The 24,616-nt window shown below is 33.1% G+C and carries 23 protein-coding genes; 4 read left to right on the forward strand and 19 right to left on the reverse strand.

The genetic code is table 11. The annotated features are described in order from the left end of the window. The first annotated feature begins 124 nt into the window (after positions 1 to 124). Both tilS and HYN56_RS11830 read left to right on the forward strand, forming a co-directional pair. A complete protein-coding gene (gene tilS / locus HYN56_RS11825) occupies positions 125 to 1,435 on the forward strand; it encodes a tRNA lysidine(34) synthetase TilS (protein WP_109192356.1) in 1,311 nt (436 codons plus the stop codon). Then, positions 1,435 to 3,528 (forward strand): protein-disulfide reductase DsbD family protein, encoded by a 2,094-nt coding sequence (locus HYN56_RS11830; protein WP_109192357.1) that lies wholly within the window; start codon positions 1,435 to 1,437, stop codon positions 3,526 to 3,528. The genes tilS and HYN56_RS11830 overlap by 1 nt, the downstream gene beginning before the upstream one ends. A gap of 313 nt (positions 3,529 to 3,841) precedes the next feature. Here the strand turns inward: HYN56_RS11830 and HYN56_RS11835 are convergent, their stop codons facing one another. Then, entirely contained in the window at positions 3,842 to 5,158 is a 1,317-nt protein-coding gene (locus HYN56_RS11835) for an ammonium transporter (protein ID WP_109192358.1), read from the reverse strand. Between the two features lie 318 nt (positions 5,159 to 5,476). Between HYN56_RS11835 and HYN56_RS11840 the strand changes: the two genes are divergently transcribed. Continuing rightward, a complete protein-coding gene (locus HYN56_RS11840; protein WP_109192359.1) occupies positions 5,477 to 6,451 on the forward strand; it encodes a Gfo/Idh/MocA family protein in 975 nt (324 codons plus the stop codon). 80 nt (positions 6,452 to 6,531) lie between these two features. Continuing rightward, positions 6,532 to 8,067: a YifB family Mg chelatase-like AAA ATPase gene (locus tag HYN56_RS11845; protein ID WP_109192360.1), complete on the forward strand. Its 1,536-nt coding sequence runs from the start codon at positions 6,532 to 6,534 to the stop codon at positions 8,065 to 8,067. Positions 8,068 to 8,130: 63 nt separating this feature from the next. On the opposite strand, the gene HYN56_RS11850 is transcribed toward HYN56_RS11845, so the two are convergent. The 18 genes from HYN56_RS11850 to HYN56_RS11940 all read right to left on the reverse strand — a co-directional run bounded on the left by HYN56_RS11850 (position 8,131) and on the right by HYN56_RS11940 (position 24,560). Continuing rightward, the gene (locus HYN56_RS11850; RefSeq protein ID WP_109192361.1) at positions 8,131 to 9,000 is read right to left on the reverse strand and encodes an alpha/beta hydrolase; all 870 of its coding nucleotides are present in this window, start codon (positions 8,998 to 9,000) and stop codon (positions 8,131 to 8,133) included. A 74-nt stretch (positions 9,001 to 9,074) separates the two neighbouring features. Then, a complete protein-coding gene (locus tag HYN56_RS11855; protein WP_167398308.1) occupies positions 9,075 to 12,410 on the reverse strand; it encodes a T9SS type B sorting domain-containing protein in 3,336 nt (1,111 codons plus the stop codon). 244 nt (positions 12,411 to 12,654) lie between these two features. Further along, a complete protein-coding gene (locus HYN56_RS11860; protein WP_109192363.1) occupies positions 12,655 to 13,155 on the reverse strand; it encodes an SRPBCC family protein in 501 nt (166 codons plus the stop codon). A 45-nt stretch (positions 13,156 to 13,200) separates the two neighbouring features. Continuing rightward, a complete protein-coding gene (locus tag HYN56_RS11865) occupies positions 13,201 to 13,698 on the reverse strand; it encodes an SRPBCC family protein (protein ID WP_109192364.1) in 498 nt (165 codons plus the stop codon). Further along, on the reverse strand, positions 13,688 to 14,014 hold the full coding sequence (locus HYN56_RS11870) for an ArsR/SmtB family transcription factor (RefSeq protein ID WP_109192365.1): 327 nt from the start codon (positions 14,012 to 14,014) through the stop codon (positions 13,688 to 13,690). The genes HYN56_RS11865 and HYN56_RS11870 overlap by 11 nt, the downstream gene beginning before the upstream one ends. Positions 14,015 to 14,167: 153 nt before the next feature. Next, entirely contained in the window at positions 14,168 to 15,355 is a 1,188-nt protein-coding gene (locus HYN56_RS11875; RefSeq protein WP_109192366.1) for a hypothetical protein, read from the reverse strand. 243 nt (positions 15,356 to 15,598) lie between these two features. Continuing rightward, a complete protein-coding gene (locus HYN56_RS11880; protein ID WP_109192367.1) occupies positions 15,599 to 16,357 on the reverse strand; it encodes an ankyrin repeat domain-containing protein in 759 nt (252 codons plus the stop codon). Positions 16,358 to 16,381: 24 nt separating this feature from the next. After that, complete coding sequence (locus tag HYN56_RS11885; protein ID WP_109192368.1) at positions 16,382 to 17,092, reverse strand: M949_RS01915 family surface polysaccharide biosynthesis protein; 711 nt, start codon at positions 17,090 to 17,092, stop codon at positions 16,382 to 16,384. A 25-nt stretch (positions 17,093 to 17,117) separates the two neighbouring features. Continuing rightward, positions 17,118 to 17,606: a YegJ family protein gene (locus tag HYN56_RS11890; RefSeq protein ID WP_109192369.1), complete on the reverse strand. Its 489-nt coding sequence runs from the start codon at positions 17,604 to 17,606 to the stop codon at positions 17,118 to 17,120. Positions 17,607 to 17,651: 45 nt separating this feature from the next. Then, complete coding sequence (locus HYN56_RS11895) at positions 17,652 to 18,359, reverse strand: PA3715 family protein (protein WP_109192370.1); 708 nt, start codon at positions 18,357 to 18,359, stop codon at positions 17,652 to 17,654. Between the two features lie 11 nt (positions 18,360 to 18,370). After that, positions 18,371 to 19,093, reverse strand: a complete 723-nt coding sequence (locus HYN56_RS11900; protein WP_146194591.1) for a hypothetical protein — start codon at positions 19,091 to 19,093, stop codon at positions 18,371 to 18,373. A gap of 25 nt (positions 19,094 to 19,118) precedes the next feature. Then, positions 19,119 to 20,108 (reverse strand): hypothetical protein, encoded by a 990-nt coding sequence (locus HYN56_RS25160; RefSeq protein ID WP_205727656.1) that lies wholly within the window; start codon positions 20,106 to 20,108, stop codon positions 19,119 to 19,121. 3 nt (positions 20,109 to 20,111) lie between these two features. Continuing rightward, on the reverse strand, positions 20,112 to 20,579 hold the full coding sequence (locus HYN56_RS11910; protein ID WP_109192372.1) for a DUF1572 domain-containing protein: 468 nt from the start codon (positions 20,577 to 20,579) through the stop codon (positions 20,112 to 20,114). 36 nt (positions 20,580 to 20,615) lie between these two features. Next, entirely contained in the window at positions 20,616 to 21,167 is a 552-nt protein-coding gene (locus HYN56_RS11915; protein WP_109192373.1) for a hypothetical protein, read from the reverse strand. 96 nt (positions 21,168 to 21,263) lie between these two features. Further along, the gene (locus HYN56_RS11920; protein WP_109192374.1) at positions 21,264 to 22,424 is read right to left on the reverse strand and encodes a DUF1624 domain-containing protein; all 1,161 of its coding nucleotides are present in this window, start codon (positions 22,422 to 22,424) and stop codon (positions 21,264 to 21,266) included. 238 nt (positions 22,425 to 22,662) lie between these two features. Beyond that, positions 22,663 to 23,025 (reverse strand): hypothetical protein, encoded by a 363-nt coding sequence (locus tag HYN56_RS11925; RefSeq protein ID WP_109192375.1) that lies wholly within the window; start codon positions 23,023 to 23,025, stop codon positions 22,663 to 22,665. Positions 23,026 to 23,082: 57 nt separating this feature from the next. Beyond that, positions 23,083 to 23,532: a hypothetical protein gene (locus tag HYN56_RS11930; RefSeq protein ID WP_109192376.1), complete on the reverse strand. Its 450-nt coding sequence runs from the start codon at positions 23,530 to 23,532 to the stop codon at positions 23,083 to 23,085. Between the two features lie 476 nt (positions 23,533 to 24,008). Beyond that, positions 24,009 to 24,560 (reverse strand): hypothetical protein, encoded by a 552-nt coding sequence (locus HYN56_RS11940; protein WP_109192378.1) that lies wholly within the window; start codon positions 24,558 to 24,560, stop codon positions 24,009 to 24,011. Positions 24,561 to 24,616 lie beyond the last annotated feature (56 nt).

The raw sequence follows: 24,616 nt of genomic DNA on the forward strand, positions 1-24,616 counted from the left end.
TGTGGCTATATTTTCATCTCGGATTAAAGAAAAAATTAGTGCAAATCGGTGTAATTCGTGGCTAAAAACATCACTTAACATTTCATTTAAAAATAGATCGAATTTAATTTTTTACTTTTATCGGATGTTTTCAAAATTTCAAAATCATATCAGCTCCAAATTTCCTTTTCTGGCAGAAAAGAAACTTTTTCTGGCAGTTAGTGGTGGATTGGACAGTATGGTTTTACTGCATTTGCTTCATAAATTACCTTATGAAATTGCTGTTTTACATTGTAATTTTCAGCTTCGTGGTTTGGAAAGTTTTGGAGATCAGGAATTTATTCAGGACTACTGTAAACAAAATAATATTCCAATTTTTACTACTCATTTTGATACAGAAGCTTTCGCTAAAGATTATAAATTATCGACACAGGTTGCGGCAAGAGAGCTTCGTTACAGCTGGTTTTATGAATTGTTGGAAGAAAAAAACTTCGATTATATTTTAACTGCTCATCACGCCGATGATAATCTGGAAACTTTTATAATCAATCTGACGCGGGGAACCGGATTAGAAGGCTTGACTGGAATTCCTGAACAAAACGATAAAATTATTCGTCCGCTTCTGCCATTTTCAAGAGAAGACATTTTGAACTACGCTAATGAAAATAATATTCAATGGCGCGAAGACAGCAGTAATGCTTCTAATAAATATCTTCGAAATAAAATTCGTCATGATTTAGTTCCCATTCTAAAAGAAATAAACCCTAATTTTTTGAATGCTTTTGAGAAAACGCAATCCTTTTTAAGAGAATCAAAAGAAATGGTTGAAGATGCTTCGATTATGATTTATCAACAAGTAGCAAAGGAAGCGGGAGAAGATATCCATTTTGATTTAAATCAGTTAAAAAAGCTGCCCAATTATCAATCGTATTTGTATCAATGGTTAAATGAATTTGGTTTTTCGGCCTGGAATGATATTTATGATTTGGTTGAAGGACAATCAGGAAAGCAGGTTTTTTCTTCGGCATTCAGACTGCTTAAGAATCGGGAAACACTGATTTTGAGTCCGTTTTCTGAAACATCAGAAAAGGATGAATATCAAATTAATGAAAACGATAAAGAAGTTAATTTTCCCTTAAAAATTTCCCTTTGTAACGTTAGTCACATAACATTAGATTCAAATAAAGCTATATTTGTTGATGCCGATAAAATCAGTTTTCCGTTAATCCTGAGAAAATGGAAAGAAGGTGACGTTTTTCAGCCACTTGGAATGAATGGAAAATCTAAAAAAGTCAGTAAACTTTTTAAGGACGAAAAATTATCCTTGATTGAAAAAGAAAAAACCTGGATCTTATGTTCTAACGACCAAATTGTCTGGGTTGTAGGAATGAGGCAGGACGAGAGATTTAAAATTAACAAAACCACAAATAATATACTAAAAATAGAATTGCAATAATGAACTTTACTCAGACCCTAAAGGACAATCAGTTTAAAAACGTTTGGACTAAAACTATTCTACTTTTCTTGTTTTTCTTTGCTTTTGCAAAAAGTAACGCTCAAATATTAGAACCGGTAAAATGGACTTCTAAAATTGAAAAGAAAGGAAATAATGCAGTATTAATTTTCGACGCTGTTATCGAAAAAGACTGGCATATGTATTCACAATTTACTCCGGAAGGCGGGCCTCTTGCTTTAGAAATTACCTTTAAAAATCAGAAAGGGAATTATGAATTAGTTGGAAAAGCAAAGGAAGGAAAAACGAAAACTTCTTTTAACGATGTATTTGGAGTAGATGAAACTTATTTTGAAGGAAAAGCTCATGTAGAACAAGAAATAAAAATCATTAATCCAAACTTAAAAACAGTTGATGTAGATTTTGACTTTCAGGTTTGTAAAGAAGTTTGTATCAACTCAAGCAAGAAATTCTCTATTGCAATTCCGTCAACTTTTAAAGTAGAAGATGTTCCAGTTGTAAAAGAAGCTAAGCTAGACGAGACTAAAACAGTTGGAATTGCAGTAGATACAGTAAAACCTGTTGTTGCAGAAACGGCAAAAGAAGATGTTAAAGTAGCTAATAAAGAAGTTGCTTCTAAAGCAGAAACTCCTGCGCAGGCTCCTGCAAGAAGTTTATGGTCAATATTCTTTATTGCCTTTTTATCAGGATTTGCTGCTTTGTTAACGCCATGCGTTTTCCCAATGATTCCTATGACAGTAAGTTTCTTTACTAAGCAAAGTAAAAGCAGAGCAAAAGGAATTAGAAATGCTATTATTTACGGATTTTCTATTATTGCTATTTATGTAGTTTTAGGTTTAATTGTAACTAAAATTTTCGGAGCAGACGCTTTAAATGCATTGTCTACAGATGTTTGGTTTAACCTGATCTTCTTTGTGATCCTAATCATTTTTGCAACTTCATTCCTTGGAGCCTTCGAAATTATGCTTCCAAATTCATGGGCAAATAAAGCAGATCAGCAAGCAGATAAAGGAGGATTAATCGGAATATTGTTTATGGCCTTGGCTTTAGCAATTGTGTCGTTTTCTTGTACAGGGCCAATTGTTGGAACTTTATTAGTTGAAGCAGCTTCAAACGGAGGAATTGCTCCTGTTGTTGGAATGTTAGGATTCTCATCTGCTTTGGCACTTCCGTTTATGTTATTTGCCATGTTCCCGGGCTGGTTAAATTCATTGCCAAAATCGGGAGGCTGGTTAAATACAGTAAAAGTTGTTCTTGGATTTTTAGAATTAGCTTTAGCTTTTAAATTCTTGTCAAATGCCGATTTAGTATTGCAATTACATTTCTTGGAAAGAGAAGTGTTTATCGCGATCTGGATTGCTATTTTTGGAGCAATGACATTGTACTTATTCGGAAAAATTACATTGCCTCATGATAGTCCTACAAATCATATTTCTGTTGGAAGATTGTATTTAGGATTGTTAACATTTATATTTACATTGTATTTAATTCCGGGACTTTGGGGAGCGCCTTTGAAATTGATCAGCGCATTTCCGCCGCCGCCGCACTATAGTGAAAGCCCTTTTGGAGTTGGAGGATCAGGGAACGGAGCAGTTTCGGCAGAGTCAATAAAAGGATTGCCGGAGGGAGCTGAATTAGGCCCACACGGAATTATGGTTTTTCATGATTACGAAGATGGTTTGGCTTACGCTAAAGAAATTAAAAAACCGATTATGCTTGATTTTACAGGGTATGCTTGTGTAAATTGCCGAAAAATGGAAAACAATGTTTGGTCAGATCCGACTGTTTTACCAATTCTTAAAAATGATGTTGTTTTGATTTCGCTTTATGTTGATGATAAACGTGAACTTCCAAAAGAAGAACAATTTACTACAGCAGCCGGAGATAAAATCATAACAGCCGGAGATAAATGGACCGATTTTATGATTTCTAAATATAAAACGAATACGCAGCCTTTATATGTAATTACAGATTTAGAAGGTAATAATTTAAATAATACTAAACCAACGATTAGTTACGTTAGTACAGAAGAATATTTACAATGGCTGAAAGAAGGAATTTCTAATTTTAAATAATATTTTTGGAATATAGAATATAGAATTTTAAAAGCTTTATTCTAACAAATTAATTTTTCTTTGGGGGTTGAAATTAATTCAAACTAAAGGCTGTTTCGATTTTTGAAACAGCCTTTTTTATGTATTATATTGTTTGTTTTAAAAAGATAATTTATATCTGATTATTTCTGGTTGTTTCACGAGAAGGGGAGATATTGATAGTTTGAATTTGATCAAATATTGATTCGTAGCATAAGATGGCATCAAACAAAAAGCGCTCTAAAATTAATTAGAGCGCTTTTTTATTTATCAAGCGAAAGTGAAAATTAATATCTTACAAGAATTCTCCGTGTTGAGAGATATCTAATCCTAATTCTTCTTTTTCTTCAGTAACTCTTAGAGGAGTAATTTTATTTACAACAAAGAATAAAACATAAGAAGCAACAAATGCAAAGATTGATACTACAACAAGAGCAGTTAATTGGTTAAGGAATAAAGTTGGAGTTCCGAAGATTAAACCTTGGTTGTCACCAACAGCAGGGTTGATTGCTTTTGAAGCGAAAACTCCAGTTAACAACATACCTACCATACCACCAACACCGTGACAAGCGAATACATCTAAAGCATCATCGATTTTTCCTTTAGGGAATTTGCTTACTACAAGGTTACTCACAATTGCAGAGAATAAACCAATGAAAATAGCGTGAGAGATACTTACGAAACCAGCAGCAGGTGTAATAGCAACAAGACCTACGACAGCTCCGATACAAGCTCCAAGAGCAGATAATTTATGTCCTAAGATTTTATCAAGGAAAACCCAAGCCATTGCAGCAGCTGCAGCAGCTACAGTAGTTGTTCCTAAAGCCTGAGCAGCAAGACCGTTAGCTCCTAATGCAGATCCGGCGTTGAAACCAAACCATCCGAACCAAAGTAAACCAGTTCCTAATAATACATAAGTAATTCTCGCAGGGTTAACTTTTTGAACTTTTCTTTTTCCTAAGAAGATTGCTCCTGCCAATGCAGCCCATCCGGCACTCATGTGTACTACTGTTCCACCAGCGAAGTCAAGAACTCCCATTTTGAAGAAAACTCCATCAGGATGCCATGTCATGTGAGCAAGCGGAGTATAAATGAATAAGATAAATAAAACCATAAACAGTAAATAAGCCCAGAAACGTACACGTTCTGCAAAAGCACCTGTGATTAATGCAGGAGTAATGATGGCGAATTTTGCCTGAAATAATGCGAATAATATAAAAGGAATCGTTGGTGCAAGACTCCATGCTGTATTAGTTCCAACTCCCTCAAAGAATAAATTATAAGATGGATTTCCAATAATTCCTCCGATAGTTGGTCCAAAAGCTAATCCAAAAGCAACAACAGTCCATAAGATAGTAACAATTACCATTGCCATAAAACTTTGTAGCATGGTACTAATTACGTTTTTCTTACCTACCATTCCTCCGTAGAAAAATCCTAAACCAGGAGTCATCAACAGTACAAAAGCAGTTGCAACGATCATCCAGGCCGTATCTCCTGTATCAAACTTTACAGCTTCTGCTGGAATTGGGTTATCAGCGATGATAAAATTTGATATAAAGGTTAGTACCAAAATAGTGATAAGAATCACACTTAAAATAATTTTTCGCATAGTTATTTAGTTTTAAAATTTTTGATAAAAGTATAAAATGATTTAATACCCCCTAAAAAAATAGGGTTCAATGTTTAATTTTTGTTAAATTTAAAATTTGACCCCTATAAATTTCGAATGATTTTGTTAAAAAGGACTTAAAATTTATAATTTGGCAACGTTTTTTTTCTCCTCAATAGGACTTTTGATAATTTTCAGGTTAATTGATTGTTACTTTTTGCGATATATTGGATATTTGTTGATTAAAAATGTTGTGATTTTTTAGGTTAGGAATATTTTTTTAATCTTTTTAACAGTTTTGATGATTAAAATAGAAGTATGGGAAACAAAAAAATTAAATGGGGAATTATTGGTCTGGGAAATATTGCGAGTCAGTTTGCATCAGATTTATCATTATTGGAAGAGGCAGAACTTACAGCAGTTGCTTCCAGAGATCTTACTAAAGCAGAAAAGTTTGGAGAAAAATTTAATGCTGCAAGAATATATAATTCTTACGATTTGATTTTAGAGGATAAAGAGGTTGAAATTATTTATATTGCCACACCACATAATTTACATACCGAATTGTCCATAAAAGCTTTGGAAAAAGGAAAACATGTTTTATGCGAAAAGCCAATGGCTTTGTCTTATCAGGATGCATTGAGAATGGTTGAAGCTTCTAAAAAATACAATAAGTTTTTTATGGAAGCATTTTGGACACGTTTTATTCCATCAATCCAGGATGTTTTGCAGAAAATCAATAAAGGTTTAATTGGAAATGTAAATTATATAAATGCCGATTTTGCTTTCTATGGAAGTGAAACCGAAAACAAAAGACTTTTTGATAAAAAATTGGGAGGAGGAGCTCTATTTGATATTGGAGTTTATCCTTTGTTTCTTTCCTATATACTTTTGGGAAATCCGAAACAGATTATGGCAAAAGCAATAATGCATAAAAACGGAGTTGATTTGCAGACTTCTATTATTTTACAATATGAAAATGCGCAATCCATTCTACATGCTTCTATCGTTTCAGATTCGGAAATGAAAGCCACAATTAGCGGAACAAATGGAAGAATACATTTAAACTCTCCCTGGTTTATTGCTGATGGATATTCTTTGTTTGAAAATGGACAAGAAGAGGCTGTTTTCAGTTTTCCCCCTCTGGGAAAAGGATATGCACATGAAGCGATTGAATGTCATAATTGCATTAGAAATAATGAAATAGAAAGTAAACTTTGGTCGCATCAGAATTGCTTGGATTTGAGTTCGATTGTGGAAGAGGTTAAAAGCCAAGTGGGGCTCTCTTTTTAAAAATTAATTATTTTGTAGTAAAAATATTATATTTTAAATTATTTTCATTAGATTTAAAAACATTTAATGAAAAGATATTTATGTTAGTAAAAGTTTACGGGAGTGCTGTTTTTGGAGTTGAAGCAACCACAATAACCATTGAGGTTCATATGGATAAAGGCATTGGTTATCACTTGGTTGGATTACCGGATAATGCCATAAAAGAAAGCAGTTTCAGGATTGCGGCAGCACTTAAAAATAATGGTTATAGTTTACCGGGAAAAAGAATCACAATCAATATGGCTCCTGCTGATCTAAGAAAAGAAGGTTCTTCGTATGATTTAACTTTAGCGATGGGAATTCTGGTGGGTTCAGATCAAATCAAAGCTCCGGAAATTGAACGTTATATTATAATGGGAGAACTTTCGCTTGATGGTAGTTTGCAGCCTATTCGGGGAGCTTTACCGATTGCCATAAAAGCAAAAGAAGAAGGCTATAAAGGCTTTTTTCTGCCGATTCAAAACGTAAAAGAAGCTGCAATCGTAGCCGGACTTGATGTGTATGGGGTTGCTAATCTGAAAGAAATAATCGATTTCTTTTCCGGAAAAGGAACTCTTGAACCAACAGTTATCGATACAAGAGCAGAATTCTATAAAACACTTGATTTTCCTGAACATGATTTTTCAGATGTTCGTGGACAAGAAAGTATTAAACGCTGTATGGAAATTGCGGCAGCGGGTGGACATAACATTATTTTAATTGGTCCGCCGGGAGCAGGAAAAACGATGCTGGCCAAACGAGTACCAAGTATTTTACCTCCTATGACTTTACGCGAAGCATTAGAAACAACAAAAATTCATAGTGTTGCAGGAAAACTAAAAGAGGTAGGATTGATGAACCAACGACCATTTAGAAGTCCGCATCATACTATTTCTAATGTGGCATTAGTTGGAGGAGGAAGTTATCCACAACCAGGAGAAATTTCAATGGCACATAATGGAGTTTTATTTTTAGATGAACTTCCTGAATTTAAACGAGACGTTTTAGAAGTAATGCGTCAGCCATTGGAAGACAGAGAAGTTACAATTTCACGCGCAAAATTTACGATTACATATCCGTCATCTTTTATGTTGGTCGCAAGTATGAATCCTAGTCCAAGTGGTTTCTTTAATGATCCGGGTTCACCTAATACGACTTCCCCTCATGACATGCAGCGTTACATGAGTAAAATTTCAGGACCGTTGTTAGACCGAATAGATATTCATATAGAAGTTACGCCGGTTCCGTTTGAGAAATTGTCTGATGATCGAAAAGCAGAAAGCAGCGTTGAAATTCGTAAACGTGTAACTGCTGCGAGGGAAATTCAAACCAAAAGATTTGAAGCTGTAGAAAATGTGCATTATAATGCCCAAATGAGCAGTAAACTAATCAGAGAATATTGCGTTTTGGATGAGGCTTCAAAAGAATTATTGAAAACAGCAATGGAAAGGCTAAATCTTTCTGCCAGAGCTTACGACAGGATTTTGAAAGTTTCCAGAACTATCGCCGATTTAGAACATTCAGAAAGTATTGTTTCGCATCATATTTCTGAGGCTATTCAATACAGAAGTTTGGACAGAGAAGGATGGTTGGGGTAAAATTATAAAATGTGAGAGGCAAAGATTTTAATTTGCATCTCACATTTTAAAATATAATAAGGTTTATTCGTTATTTTTAGGATAAAAGAATTTAAAAGAACTCCCAACTGCAGGATGCAAAATTGTTCCATGGTTTTCTTCAGGGAAATAATCGAAATACACTCTTATGTTTTTACTTTTAGATGCCTTTATTTTTTCAGCTAATACATTAGCATCGACTTCCATAACTCTCGGAATTTCAGTTGGCGTTAATCCTTCTTTTCCAACGGCAATAAAAATATCGGTTTGTTGTTTAAAATTTTCTTTCAGTATTTCAGAATCTAAATCCAGAAGCGAACCATTATTCCACCATAAACTCGGACTGACAATGACATATTTATTAAAAAGAAATGGTTTCTTTAGCAGAATTTCAGTTTCCAATAATCCGCCTAAAGATTGTCCTATGATTGTTTTAGATTCACTCGTTTTGTATTTTTTATCAATAAAAGGCTGTAATTCTTTTTCGATAAAAGCAATAAACTTATCGGAATGACCAGTAGTTGGAAAACGGGTTTTGTCATTTTCAATGGTTGTTGGAAATGTAAAATCTCTTCTTCGGTCTACAGTTGCAATTCCAACTACAATTGATTTAGGAACCTGATTGATCCATTCAAAACTATTAAACTGAACTAATCCGGAAATATGAATAAAATCTTCGTCAGCAGAACCGTCAAGTAAATAGATAACAGGATATTTTTCGCTTTCAGACGGATTATAGCCTTCGGGAAGATAAATGTTTAGAATTCTTTTTTCCTTTAATTCTTTGGATTGGATTTCTTCAATAACACCTAAAACAAAAGGTTTAGGCATTTCTGTATTTTTTGCTTTGCTTTTTTGACTGAATGCTAAGGAGGAAGATAAAAGAAGAAAAGCTAGGGTAATAAATTTGTTCATTAATTTGGCTGTAATTATTCTGTATTTAAGCCGAAAATACAAAAAAAAACTGTATTTCCATGAGCCTTCAATCTTTATCTTTTCAAACTAAAGTGGCTTTTAAATTCTTTTCCATTTTGTCTTTTAACAATAAACCAATAGTCATCGGCAGGCAGGTTTTGACCATTAAATGTTCCATCCCAGGAATTGGAATGATTCAGTTTTTTTATAAGTTGTCCATAGCGATCAAATATGCTTATTTCCATTTCCGGTTCTAAAGAAGAAAGATCTACATTCCAGGTATCATTAAATCCATCTCCGTTTGGAGTGAAAAATTTTGGATACATTAGTAAAAAAACTTCTCCGGTTATGGTGCCACAATTATTTTTATCGCGAACATAAACGGTGTAAATGCCGCTTGACAAATTTTGAAAAACGGGATCATTCTGATAAGAAATACCGTCCAAAGAATATTCATAAAGACCTTTGCCGGAAACATCTACTTCTATGATGTTATTGTTCTCTGTAAAATCTTGTGTAACAATCTTTAGGATTGTGGCCCGATTGGATAAAATGACATTAAAATTTTTAGTAGAAGTACAAATCTGATCTCCATATTTAGATGTCGCAGTTAAGGAATAATTGCCAGGTTCATTAATCACAATGGAACTTGTTGTAGCTCCTGTAGACCATAAATAACTGTCAAAAGTATTTCCGGCATCAACCAAAACAGTTTCATTTTCACAAAGTATAACAGAATCCGGAATTAAATTAAATGTTGGAGGCTTAAGTAATGAAAATTTAATTTCGGCAACACTATAACAATTTTCAGGAGATATAACGGCAGCAAAAATTGTGGTGTTATTAGAAACTTCGTAGTTTGTAAAATTGTTAATTTCATTTGTTAAGACTAAATCTTCTGCATCGGATTGCGATACGAAATAATGAAAAGTATAATTCGAATAGTTATTAATTAAATGACATGCATATGATGATAAATTTACCGTTTCAAGGTTGTTATTTAGTTCATCACAAATAGAAACATGATGATGGTTAACGGTAGGATTTGTCAAAATAGTAGAATTAAAAGTGATACTACCTGGCTGAGAAAAACAACTAGTTCCATTTCTTACCAATAGCGTAAAATTTAAAATACCGCTTAAATTTGAAATTGTGTTGTTTTCTGACCATGTTAAACCGTTATTAAAACTATAGTAATCAGCCGGTGTTGTTATGGTAATGCTTCCAAAAGAATTACAGCCTGCATTTTTTATTGTATAATCAGGAGTGCTTGTCGAAATATCTCTTAATGGGACATACTTTGCAATAGATTCGCAATTAACCATGCTACGTACTTTTATAAAATAATCTCCCGCTGGAAGATTTGAAAATAAAGGATTGGAACACCAGGTTTCTCCATTATCAATACTATACTCTTTGGCATTAGTGGTGATTTTAATGCTTCCGTTGTTGTAACAGTTCGCATTTTCAAAAGTATAGTTTAGTTCAGTTTCAAGTATATAACTTCGAATAAACACTGATTCTGATAATGAAATACAGCCAGCATCATCTTTGACTTTTACAGTGTACCAGCCTGATTTTAAATTATTCATTGTGTTATTATTTGTCCAGGACATTCCGTCATCAAAGCTGTATTGTGACGCGCTGGTCGTAATGGTAATGCTTCCAAGAATACCACATGTAGGTTGTGTAGAAGTAACTTCAGGTTTTTTGGTGTAATCGGTTCCTATGTAAACCACTTTTTGTTGCGATATACACCCTTTTTCATTTTTAATTATAACGCCATACGAGTTCGCTTTTAAATTTTTAAAAACAGGATCTGTCGACCAGTTTATTCCGTTATCAATGCTGTATTGATAAGATGGAGAAGATGTTACTGATATTGTACCGCCAATTCCACAACTTGCATTGGTTTGCGTAACAGTTGGCATTGGTAGTAAAAAAGGATAAATTACCGCATAATAAGCATTAGAAATACAACCCAGTTTTGTTTTTATTCTGATTTTATAATCATGGTGCGGATCTGGAGGTAAGTTTTCTAATACAGGATTTGTGCCCCATGTAACCCCGTCATCAAAACTATATTCTAAAGCTGGAGTTGTCACAGTAAGAGAACCATTGTTTTGATCGCAAGTGGGTTGTTTTATAGTAACCTTAGGAAGTGTTGTAATGGTTTCTAATGGAGGATAAGTTAAAATAACATTTCTCAGATTCGAATAACAACCATTTTTCTTTATCGAGATAGAGATAGGATTGAACGATGCAGTCAGACCGCTTTTAGTCGGATTTGATGAATATGTGATGCCGCCGTCGAAACTATATTCATCTGCCGGAGTAGTAATGGTTAGCGTTGTAATTCCCGGAAAACACGCACTTTGATCAATTGAATATTCAGGTACATCGATAATTTCGCTAACATTATAAAGCGGACTTATTTTGCAAGAAGTAGCATTAGTAATTTTTACCTGATAATTGCCAATATTTGCTGAAGCAAAAGCTATAGAAAGTGTACTGTTTGTTTCTCCAACAATTGCAATGCCGTCTTTGTACCATTGATAAGTATAACCTGAACCTAGACTAGCGTCTATCTGAGCATTTAAAACTAAATTGTTTTCACAGAAACTACCTGTTGAAGTTATGCTAAGCCCTAAATCTGAAGATTTGTTTAAAAGGACATTATCTATATAAAAGTAGGGATAGCATAACTGGTAGTCATATTCATTAACATAACTGTCAGATAATTCCTTTGGAGCTCCTAACATTATGGAATTCATATCGAAAGGTGGGGTAAATTCTATTGTTAATTGTCCCCATTTTTTTGAAGGCAAATAAGTTGCTTTACCCAGTATAATCCAATCTGGTGGAAATTTATTACTGTTAACAGGAATTGTTTTATTACAATTGGCTCTGCCGTAAATGGTTATGTCTACTTTTCCGCCATTTAATTTGCCCGAGTTACAGACTTGTCCTAACGGAAGATTGTTAAAAGCGTCTCTGCCCGAAGTAGAAGCAGCTATATCAAAATTTACCTGATATTTTGTTCCGCCTTTTAAAGTAGTATTTGTGCAAGCTGCAATAAACTCTTTGTAGTCTTGAGAAATTAATATTCCGGCAACTCCATTTCCATTTCTTGCAGGAAAAGGATAAACTCCGGCATCAGTTGCAGAAGCGGGTATAAAACCACAAGAATTAATATAATCTGACGTTGCGGTACTGGGTAAAAACCAGTTTTCTACTTTATAAAATTGAGCAAAAGTGCTGGGACAGTCATTCTTTAGCTCAAAATCATGATTGTTTATTAAACTTGTTTGAGGAGAAACGGAACATTTACAGTCTTCATCATTAAGGTCAATTTTTCCATCCCCGTCATCATCGATGCCGTTATTGCAATTTTCTTGACCAAAGCTCAAAAAAGATATTAAAATAAAAGAAATTAAAAATACTTTTTTCATAACAATGATGAAAGAAAATTGATTGACTATAATTTATCCAAATGCAATGTTTTTAGTAGGTTAGAAATGCGTAATATAGTGAAAATACATACTTAGATTACTTTTATTGAAATTTGCGAAGGGGAATCGCTTTCAATATTTTGTAAAAATAAAAAAATCCTGCTCTTGAGACAGGATTTGTATAAGTTATTTAACGGTTTTATTATGCTTTTCCCGAAAAAATGGCATCCAGGCCTTCCATTGCAATGGTAAAGCCTTCTTTAAAGCCCATTTGGATGATCATTTCCAGATCAGAAAGTTTTTCATGTTTGATTGCAATATCCACAAAAGTAGAGCTTCCTTCTTCAGAAAAAGTTACATCCCAGTCAGAACGTGGAAATTCGTCATTCAAATTCCCTTCGCTGTCACAAAAAGCATCCAGCCATTTTACATTTGTTTTCGGATTTATAGATGTATAATCAGCAAGGGCCCAATGTTCTTGACCTTCAGGGCCAACCATAGCATATAATCTTCTTCCGCCTTCTTTAAATTCCATACTCTTTGTTCGCGATTTCCACGGAGCAGGCGCCCACCATTGATCTAAAATTGCAGCTTCAGTCCATGCAGACCAAACATTTGGCAAAGATGCGCTGAATTCACGTTTTACATTTACAGTATTATTTTCTTTATCTACAGTAAAATTCATTAACAGATTTGATTTCATTTTCTTTAGATTTTAAATTCATTAAAATTACCTTATCGAATCGTTTTATTTTGCTTCCAGAATTTTGTCAAGAGTTTGCAAAGTCATGGTAAAGCCTTCTTTGAATCCCATTTCAATTATTTTTTCCAATTCGGCTAAACTGTCTCGTTTTATGGAAATGTCAACAGTCGTTAAATCGCCATTTTCTGAAAATGTTAGATCCCAATACGAACTTCCAATCTCAGAATTCGGATTTCCATCGGCATCGCAAAAAGTAGAAGAATGTTTAAAATTAGTTTTTGGAGAAATCGAAGTATATTCAAAAATAGCCCAGCGTTCTTCTCCTTGCGGACTTACCATGGCATATAATCTTTTTCCGCCTTCTCTAAAATCCATAAACTTGGTTTTGGATTCAAACGGAGCAGGTGCCCACCATTTATCCAAAATATAGGCTTCTGTCCAGGCAGACCAAACGTTTGACAATGACGCATTGAATTCGCGTTGGATATTCACAGTTTTATTTTCCTTGTCTATAGAAAAATGCATTAAAAGATCAGATTTCATTTTCTTTAGATTTTAAATTAAGTAATACTTGATCAAGCTGATCAAAACGCTGCTCCCAGATTTTCTTGAATTGTTCCAGCCAATGATCAATTTCTTTCATTTTATCAATTTTGAGCTGATAATAAATTTCTCTGCCCAATTTTTTTTCTTCCAGCAAATCACATTCGTTTAATATTTTAATGTGTTTAGAAACAGCTTGTCTAGTCGTTTGAAATTGTTCTGCAATTGCATTTGGTGTTAATGCAGTCGAAGAAATCAAAACTAAAATCGCTCTTCGCGTCGGATCGGCAATAGCCTGAAAAATATCTCGTTTCATTGTTGTAAAAATTATTGCGCAACTAATCAGTTGCAAATATATGCAACTTTTTGGTTGCGCAATAAAAAAAAGAGTATTTTTTTAAAGAAAAGAACGTAAACAAAAAAAGGCGCATTAAAATTGCGCCTTTTTCCGGAATTATGCGTTACATAATTATCTTCTAAATTTATTTCTGACAATAATATCTTTAAGCTTAGCTTTCAGATCTTCGCCTGTATCAAAAACCATTTGCTCATTATTTGGAAACGGAACAGCTCGTTTCAAAAAATAATTTTGATAATTATCCTCACAGGCATTGCGGTCTCCTTTGTATTTCGAATAAACATTCTCAAAAACAAACTCACTGCTAATAGGAAATGTCTGCACTAACTGATTCGTTTTCAAATCCACATAATCCACTTTTGCCGTTACCTGACAAGATTTAAATTGTCTGAATTCATAAACCGTAGCACGAAGAATTTTAATATTATCGACTTTAATTTCTTTGCCTAAACTATCTTTAACAGGTCTTCCGCGACTGTCCAAAAGTGTTTTTACACCATCTTTTATCTGTCTTTCTTTAATAAATTCTTTCTCTTTAATTTGTTCCGGCGAAATATAAATATCTCTGAAATTAATAATCAGACTATAATCATAAATTGTGTTTTTCTGTCTTGTGCTGTGATAAACAGTCCATTTATCATTTAATCCGTAGGTTTTAAAATCCAAAAGATCCTCCTGAAGCATTTTCGGAATCACCATATTGGTTTCATTTTTCGCATAAACATCCACAAAATCGGTTCCTTTAAACAGAGCATCATCCATTAATTTTTTGGTGTTTTTGTAACCGGGATTGATACTTTCCAAATAAGCAAAATCATCGTAAGCTTTTCTAAAATCCATTTTGTTATTCGATTTCAAAAGGGTAGAAGCGTTTTCATACAAATATTTAGAAAGAGCGTTTTTACTGTTTACAATCTCATTCGAATAATTATCAAACGGGAAATAAGCATTTTTCCCGAGCTTTATTAACCTCAAAGGTAAAATCGGTCTGATTTTTTCCTGACGGTTATTCAGTTGTAAATAAGTGTTGTAAATACGTTCTGCATTGGCCGGATTTGCATCTTTAGAGAGCATTTCAAGATTGCGTAAATCTCTTTCTTTCCCTTTAGCAAAAGCCTCTTCCAGTAAATAAACATAATCTTGTTTTCCTTTAGAATCTTTGTTGGTTCTCAAAGCTTCAACCGCGCGATCAATTGCGCCATCATAATTCCCGTCGCTAATTAAAGCCTGAGTCGTTTTTACGCCACAAGAAGAAAGAATCAAAAAGAATATAGAAAAGAGTAAAGTAGTTTTTTGCATAGTGTTTCTTTTGAAGGTGTAAATATATTTCATTTAACTTTCAACAACTATGCCTTTTTTCAGATTTATTTTAAGGAGCAGATGCTATCAATTTCATAAGAACGTTCAGTCCCGCTTTCGCCTTTATCTCTCCATTTCATTACGAGGATATCGGCTCTATCGGGGCTAGATCAGAACGTTTAGTTTTTATAAGAAGTAAAGTAAAAACCTTGTCTTAAATAAAAATTACAAAAAAACATTCAGCTATTTAAGCAGTTTTACAATCTCTGTTAATTTCATTTTAGTAGCAATCTGAATAGGTTTTTTGCCATACGAAATATCATCGCCGGCATCAAAAGTTTCCGGTTTATTTTTATCAGCTCCTTTTTTCAGCAGGTATTTTACCATTTCGGTATTTTTATTTTTAATAGCAATTATTAAAGCCGTTTCTCCATCATAATTATGAGAGTTAACTTCTTCTTTATCTAATTTCAGTGCATTCAAAACCTCATAATCCGATTTTCGAACCGCTTGTTCAAACACCCAAAGTTTACCTCTAATATCTCCTTTTTCCTGACTGGCGCCTTTTAGCAAAAGTAATTTGGCGGCATCATAAAACTGATTAAATCCTGCAGTATTAAAAGCTTTATCAGAAATAGGACCACCTTTTTGAATTAGATACGATAAAATTTCAAGAGTTCCTTTTTCTGCCGCAACATCAATAGCCTGAGCATTTGAGCTGTTTATTTTTGCTCCTTTTTCGACTAGGGCTTTTACAAGTGCTATATTATTTTGCCAGATTGCAGCTTGTAGAGGTGTAACTTTATTTTGCGGTTCGTAATTGGCTGGAAATTTTGTACCAATCATTTTAACTGCTTTCTGGGTGTCGTTTGCAAAAATGGCATCATAAAACTCTTCAACTGTTTCTCTTGAAGGGACAGCCGGTTTTGCTTTAGTTTGCGCCAAAGATTTACAGCCAACAGTAATGGCAAGAATTAAAAGTATAGTTTGTATATTTTTCATCTGTGATTTAAGATTTATCTGTTTTTAATTTTCCCATTTTTCCATGATATTTTCGTTCCATAATTTACGGGCGAATTCTTTAAAGACTTTTGGGCCGTTTGTAAATTTTTCGTCAAACTTAAATTTCCCGCCTATAAATTGTTTTTCGCCATTATCATAAACTCCAACCTGAACTTTATTTTCGCCACGCATTGCATATTTTTGCGCTCCCTCATACATAATAATTTTCATGTCACACGGACTCACATCACCGTGACAGACCGTTTTGTACATTAACCAGACTTCAGCAATTCCGTCATTGTTCAAATCAGTAATCTGAAAAGTATCTTTTACAAAGGAAGCCACAATATCAACCGGACAATCTGAAATATAATCGTAAACTCTCCAGGCTTGTTTGGTTTTATCTCCTGAAACTATAAAATGATAAGCGAACAGTTCTGCATCGGCGCTGTCGTCAAATTCATGCTTGAATTTGGGATTAATATGATAACCTGTTTCTGTTGTAATCACAATATTATCGCCAAGTTTATCTTTCCACCGAACAGCATTTTTGATAAAGCCTTCGTATTTAATTGAAGCAGGAAACTGTGTAGAATCTATCTTTTCAACATTTAAAACAAAAGGAGTTTCTTTTATGTCCGAATCTTTTAAACTAACTGTTTTTTCCTCTTTTTTATCTGATTTACAGCTTGAAAAGAGAGTAATAAATAGCAATAAAAAGGAAATATTTCTCATGAATAATTTTTAAAAATAGTATATATTAATCGATTTGCATACCACTTTCGGCATCAAATTGTTTGCGTTCTTCTTCGCTCATTCTGTTTCGCAACACCTTTATGGTATAACCGCCAAATAATTTACCATTTTCGAGATACATCCAATCGCTAATTTTAGAAGGATCAATATCTATTTTATCACCGGATTTATATTCTTTAACATATTCAGGATCATTGTTTAAAATCCCGGAATATTCCCCATCTTTAAAAACAATATCTCCAACCCACATATGTTCGGTTCCGCTTGAATTGGTAAACTGAACCTTTAAAGCCAGATTTTCAGCTTTAGGATTTAGTAATCCTGCATTAAAATCTTTTAAAGTTTCATTTGCTTTAAGTATCGCCGCATTCATTTCTTCGTCCTGACTTTCGACGCCGTAAATTGTAGGTTCGTTTTCTCTTTCAATTTTGTTTGAATCTTTGCAACTTATCAGGAAAAATATGCTTAGTATGGCTAAAAGTTTTGTTTTCATTTATCTGGTAATTTTTAGTTAAGTTTAAATAATGATTGTTTTGCTCTATTTGTATTCCTTGCCATTAAAAATCAATTTGGTTGTCTCTTTTTTAATTGTTTCTTTAGAGACACAATCTTCATTTTTAAAGGTATTTTTTGTTTTAGTAATCTTTGTTTTTACAATGAGATTATTAAAATTATTGGTTTGCAGTTTATCAATATCAATAGTTGAATCATTGTCTTCAAATTCACCATTACATTTCATGTCCCATTCTCCGCGATATCTGTAAATATTATAATTATGAAGCACCGGTTTCAGTACATTTTTATTTACAGTATATAAGGACAAGTTGGTTTCGCTGTACGGATTAGGTTGACTTTGGGTACGATAATCTACTCTTACGCCAAAAGCTCTAGTAGATTTGTTTAAATGGTACAAACCGGTATCGATGGTAATGGAGGTTAAAATAAGAGCATCAGATGTCCATGCATTGAGTTCGACACATTTGGAAATTATTTTTCCTGTTGCATTATCGACTACCAATATGTAAGCGTCCAGTGTGAAAGAACCTTCTTCTATATCAGTAGCATACTTTGGAACAACTAAAACGCTTTTACTTTTGTCATAGGGTAATATTTTTTCAGTAAAAAGCTGAACGTTTATTTGCTTTTCTTGTAATTTAAGCTGTTTCAAAACAGTATTGAGATGATCTGTATTTTGTGAAAAAGAAAACTGCACACAAAATAGTAAAATGAAGAGATTTGCTTTCATTGCTTTATGTCTTATATTTTAATTAAGTTGAACTTTTTCATTACTGGATTAAATTCATAATTAAGAGTATTTCCTTTAAAACAACTTTTGGCTTCTTCTAATAAAGAATTAGTAATATGTATTTTTTTTGTTCCAATAAAATCATATTCAAAACCGATGTAATTGTCTTTAAAATATTCAAGGCATTTTTCATCGTTTTCATTAATAAGTAATGTTGTAAAAAACGGATCAAATACATCTTTGAAAGGGATGTATGTTAATTGACCATTTAAATATTCGAAAGCCATAAACTGATTTCCATCTCCCACAATATCATCTGTTAGGACAATATAATTATTGGGTTTTATTTTATAGATAGACAAAATCCAGCTTCCGTCAACAACTCCAATGTGCAACGTGTTAGGTTGTATAAGTGCAATACTGGAAAAATGATCTCTTGATGGGAGTGTATAATTGTTTTGTTGTATTTTTTTTACATATTCGATTCTGTCTTCTTTTTTCCATTCCCAGCTTCCCATCGAACTGTCCGGTACTAGAGTTAGGATATTCAGCAGGTTTTTATGCTCGAGATAATTTATTTTTAAAGTATCAGGCTTTGCTATGTCATTGTTTCCTGTTTCTACTTTTACAGTGTCTTGTGCTTTTTGATTTGTAATTTTTGATTCGTCTTTTTCTTCATTCTTTTTACAGGAGAACAAAAACAGAATTAAGAGTGATAATAGTATTCTTTTCATTTGATTTTTCTCTTTGATTATAAGATTAATAGTCCCCGTCCTCACGTTCTTTTTCATATTCAGAAGTAAAAACACCACTTACTTGTTCGCTGTATTTTTCTACCCATTTTTTATAGTAATACTGAACATGCAAAACATTGTTTTTAAGTGTAATTTTTGAAAAGGGCTTTCCAATTTGCGGAATATCTTTTAATCCAAAAGTCTCATCTGTGCCATTGTCAAATTTGCAGTCCATCTCTCTTGACCAGATCATTTCAAATTGGGTATCACTTATTCTTCGAACAGGATAATTGTAAACGCATTGACCATGATATTCAAAAGCCAGAGAAGTCTTTCCAATATTGAGTGCAACCATACCATTTTCCCACCTTCCGGTAAAATCATTTGTTTGCTGAAAACTTTCGACAAAACTATCATAATCAAAACCTTCCAGATAGGATATTTTCCATTCGTTGTTTTCTTTTACAGCTTTAATATTATATACAATGCCATCGCCCCAGCTCCAATTGTAAAAGGCTTTGTTGTTTTCTATGGAAAGGTGCATGATCCAGATTTTATCCAAAAAATGATTGGGCGTATCCTGGCAATTACACCAGGGACTTGCTCCGGAACCAAACGGCGGGAGTTCGCCAACATTCCATTTTAAAGCTCCGCTTTTAAATTCACTGTCAATTTTTAGTGCAATTTTATTATAGTTAGCAATAAAATCTTTTGAAAATAAATGCGTGTTTTCGAGCTCTTTGACTCTGGCTTTATGAAGATTCATATCGATTCCGTTATAAATGCTGTCGACATTTTTACCTTCAATAGGGCTAAAATCGCTGCCGGTATTTTTCTCTTCCACCCATTTATAAAGTTTTTTTGTGAGTGCTAATAAAGCAATACTATCATTTTTGGAATCTGTTAAATTGGTTGTTTCTTCAACTGTATTATTCTCTTTTTTCTGAGGTTGTTTGTCTTTTTTGCAGCTTATAAATAGTAGTAACAAGCATAAAAGTAAAATTAGTTTCTTCATTTTTTAATTGGTCAGTAATTTTTTAATCAACACAATTTGTCCCAGATGATAATAGCTGTGTTCAATCATGGCGTCGATATTTCTTTCGTAACTTCCATACTTTTCATTCACAAAATACTGATTTAGCTCTTCGTCAGACATTTGTTCAACAAAAGAGGCAAATTCTTCGGTTGCATTCCAGAATCGAGTCAGAAATATGTTCCAGTCTTCTTGTGAAGAAATAGGAGGAAAGTCAAAACTAAACTTATCTTTTATGTCGAGTGTTCCGCCTTTAAAGACATTGTTTATTCCTTCAATATAATAATGAATATGCTGTGCCAGAAGTGCAATCGTATTTAGATTTTGAATCGGAGTAACAGCAATTTTCCAATCCAGATTCTGCAGTTGATCTTTGTAATTGGTGTTAGCAATCCAGGTTCCGTTTAAAATAGTTTCTCTAAAACGATTGGCAATTTCCGGTGCATTTTTCATTTTTCAATATTTTAGAATTTACAAAATTGGAAAAATTTATTCCTGCTGTATCCAGTCGTATTTTCCGTTTTTCAGATAAATAATACCGCCACCGCAGCTTTCTTCTGCATGAATAAAGATTCCGTCATTTGGGAGTTTTATTTTATCTTCTTCCTTAATTTCTTCATCGCCCATAATTTCGCCGTCATCGTTTACATTGTTCCAGACAATTTCTCCTTTCGGTGCTTTCTCGAATATTCCGGCCCAATCAATTTCGTCAAATCCCTGATTTAAAACATTATGTCCTAAACCAAGATAATCTGTTCTTTTTCCGTTTTCGTAAGTTATCCTTAAACCGCTTTTATCACTGTTTGTACTTCTTACAATTTCTACGGTTTCATTTTTTCCGTCTCCGTCCAAATCACATACAATTTGGTTGATTTTATGTTTTTTAGAAATTATTATTGTATCAGTTTCTGCAACTTTAGTTTCGGGTTCTGGCGCAATTTGGATGGTATCTTTTTGAGTAACCTGAGGAGTTTCAGTTTTTGTTTCGTTTTTACAGGAAACAGCAATTAAAGATAAGAGGAGTAAAATTCTGATTTTCATTATTTCATTATTTTGGCTTGGAAAAATTTTAAAGAAGCTAATATAAAAAAATACGTACAGAATTTAAAGCATTTGTATTTTAACTTTTAATGAAGTTTAAATGTATTTCAGCCACCAATGTTGATTTTCAGCTTTGTGTTTTCCAAACCATTTACAAGGTTTGTAAAGCAACGCTAATACAAAAATCCAAATTAGATAAACTGTCCAAATAGGGAAACCGCTTTCTATGTCTTTAGGTCTTCCAAAAGTTCCCGTTGTAAATTCAAATTGCGAAAAGCTGAAACCTTGTGCAAAAAGCATAACAAGCGTGAGAATATGAATGATATAAAAATGAATTACAAAATAAAACAAAGGGACTTTTCCATAAACCAAAGTCACTTTCTGAATTCTATTTGAGAAGTTTTCAGCAAAGGCAAGCAGTAAAAACATAATACCTAAAGTAACCAGACAGAACAGGAGTGAAGGCGGATATTTAGTTACATTCATAAAAGATAGAAAGGTAAAAACAGCATCTTTTTGCGTTGTCCACAAAGCAGGATCTCCATAAATATTTACAAAACGAATTATGGTAAACAATGTCAAAGCGCTCAAACCGATTTTAATGAATAGTTTTTTTCTTTTCTCTTCAGCCAATACAAAGAATTTTCCTGTTGCGAAACCAACCAGCATTATGCCTAACCATGGAATTGGCGGATATCCCATAATAAAAGCTCTTCCTGAAAACGGAAACACAACCGGACTAAAAAGTGGCGCTAAAACAGCTTTAAGAACAGAATTTTCGGCAAAAGGAATAAGCGGTAGAAGATTGTGGAAAAAGAGTATTAAGAGTCCAATAATACTTAAAGTTTGAGTGCGGATTTTGAGTAAAAAACTTAAAACGATAAATCCAAAACCTATTGCGGCTATGACTTCAAACAAAAGAGAATGAAAACCAATATCGAAGAATAAACCAAAATTGACAACAGTAAATTCAAGTAAAAGCAACCAAAGACCTCTTTTGAATAAAAATGCTCTCGTTTCGGCTAAATTATTTTTGTTTTGAAGCGAAAGATAAACCGAAGTTCCAGCCAGAAAAATAAATGTTGGCGCACACAAATGAGTAATAAAACGAGTAAAAAACAACAAAGGGGAAGTAGTCGATAAATCGGTTGGACTTTGCGTAATCGAATCAACATGCATCAAATCCCGAACATGATCGAGAGCCATAATAATCATTACGATTCCTCGAACAATGTCTATGGATGGCTGTCGTTTCATGGATTTGATTTTTAAATGCTTAAGGGTAAATTTAATGAATTGTTTTTTAAGTAGTTGTAATCAGTAACTAAATGTAAAACTAGTTTAGGAAGTAACATAAATTGCCTCCAGCTTTAGCTGGAGGTATGTGGGGAAAACGAAAACGGCTTTAGCCAAACTTATAAAGTTTTTGGCTAAAGCCGTTTTTGAAAGACTTTTATTGACATCCGGCTAAAGCTGGAGGCAATTTATATTTTACTTATTTTATTCTGTTTTTCACTTGATATACAATCTCCCAAAAAATAATTGCAATAAGAGCATTAGCAAATATTGCAGTTTTAATCTGATAAGGATCGTAATTAACCAAAAGATGTAAATTGGTAAATTGTAACGCTAAAAATAAAGACAAAGCAGCAATTCCAACAGCAAGTATGATATTTAAAAGCGGTTTCCATTTTAATGCTAAAAAAGCATAAATAAGATTAAAAAGAGCAAATCCGCAACCTAAAGTAATGTAAGGATCTGTCTTTAATTTTTGGCCTATAGAAAGAAAAAATGTAGTCGAAGTTAGGTATAAGAAGAATAAGATGGAGTAAAGCAGGATTCGTATTTGTGGTTTCATTTTAAATTATTTTTATTGAGCAAAATTAAGCATTTAAAATGAAGAGCCGATTAGGTTTTACTCCAAAATAGCCTCTACTTTAGCTTCAGACTTCTTTTTTAGCGGACTGTCTGCTTTCAAACTCCAAATTACTAAAAATTTTCCCTTGGCAATATACTCTTCCGGATGTTCATCGGTTGGTTCGCCAGCTTTTCCCCAAAGCAAACCTTGTAGAAATCGATCGCCTTTGAATACGTGATCAAATTCAAAATACATGATAGAGCCTTTATCTCCTTTATTTTTAAAACTTTGAATGGCTTTACTTTTTACCGTTCCAACAATATTGCTGTAAGTTTCAATATCAGTATAAAAATTACATGCCTGAGGCGTTACACAAATATTACCGTCGTTTGCAATATAACCTTTTGGGATTTCTTTTGGCTTTAGTTTTAAATCTGATAGAGTTTGGCTGAATGAATTGGTTGCAAATAATAGGAAAAGTGTTGATAGTAGAATTGTAGGTTTCATTGGATTTGGGGTTTGATTTGGTATGCTAAAATAGAATTTTTATTTGAGTTTTAAACGTCGGTTTTATATCCATTTAGTAAAACCTATCAGTCTAAAAAGGTATCAAAATATAAAAACATTTTGGCTAAAAATATTAGACTAAAGGCAAGAAAAACTAAGGAAAAAAATAAAAAGAACTTGTTTTTAAAAACGCTAAGAAATGCAAAAAATAAATAGCCAAAAATAACACTAGTAACGATGTATAGCATTTTCAGGAACTCTAAAGCATCTGCGTCAATCACAATGTATTCTCCATCATTGATAGTATATGGCGTAATAAAATAACTGCATAAAAAAAGAAAAACTCCAATAAAAAATAATATTCTTATTATGATTCTCATAGTTAACTAATAGGATTGTAATGACAGTGAATTAAAAGATTAATTTTTAATATTTAATTTGATGAAAAGATCTAGTATTTTTGAAGAAGTGAAGGTTTACTTTTTATGTTTTCGTTTGATCCGAACGTTAGCTTTATTGTTTGAAATGATTTGACTGGATATTACAGATTCTTGTAAACATTCCTGATAAAGTTTTTCAAGCCATTTTTCAAAAAGATCAATTAAAACAAAAAACAATTCTTCTGAAGGATTTTCCGGCTGACGCTTTTTCTCCATAAAACCTACTCCAATATTATGAGATATACCATTATTATTAATAACAAAATGTTGATCGCCGAAGTCTTCCATAACCCCATCTACATAATTATGTTTTAATACGAGATGATCAAGGTTCATTATTTCAGAAATTATATTTTTAATTTCAAAAGGTATTTCGCATTCAAATTGTTTTTCAAATTTATACCGATTTTTTGTATAAAAGTCTATCTCAACTTTACATTCATAAATGATATCTATATAAATTCCAGCTCTTAACAATCGTTGAGTCCAGCCATCATAATGATCATAAGAAAGAATATAATCTTGATGTAATTTGAAATATCCTGTTGCCGGGTCTATCCTGCGTATGTTAAGTACTTCAAAGTTCATTTGTTTAGGTATTAAATATTTTTTTTTGTTTTGATTACGTAAAGTTTATAAACAAT

The sequence above is a fragment of the Flavobacterium crocinum genome, assembly GCF_003122385.1.
GTDB classification, from domain to species: domain Bacteria; phylum Bacteroidota; class Bacteroidia; order Flavobacteriales; family Flavobacteriaceae; genus Flavobacterium; species Flavobacterium crocinum.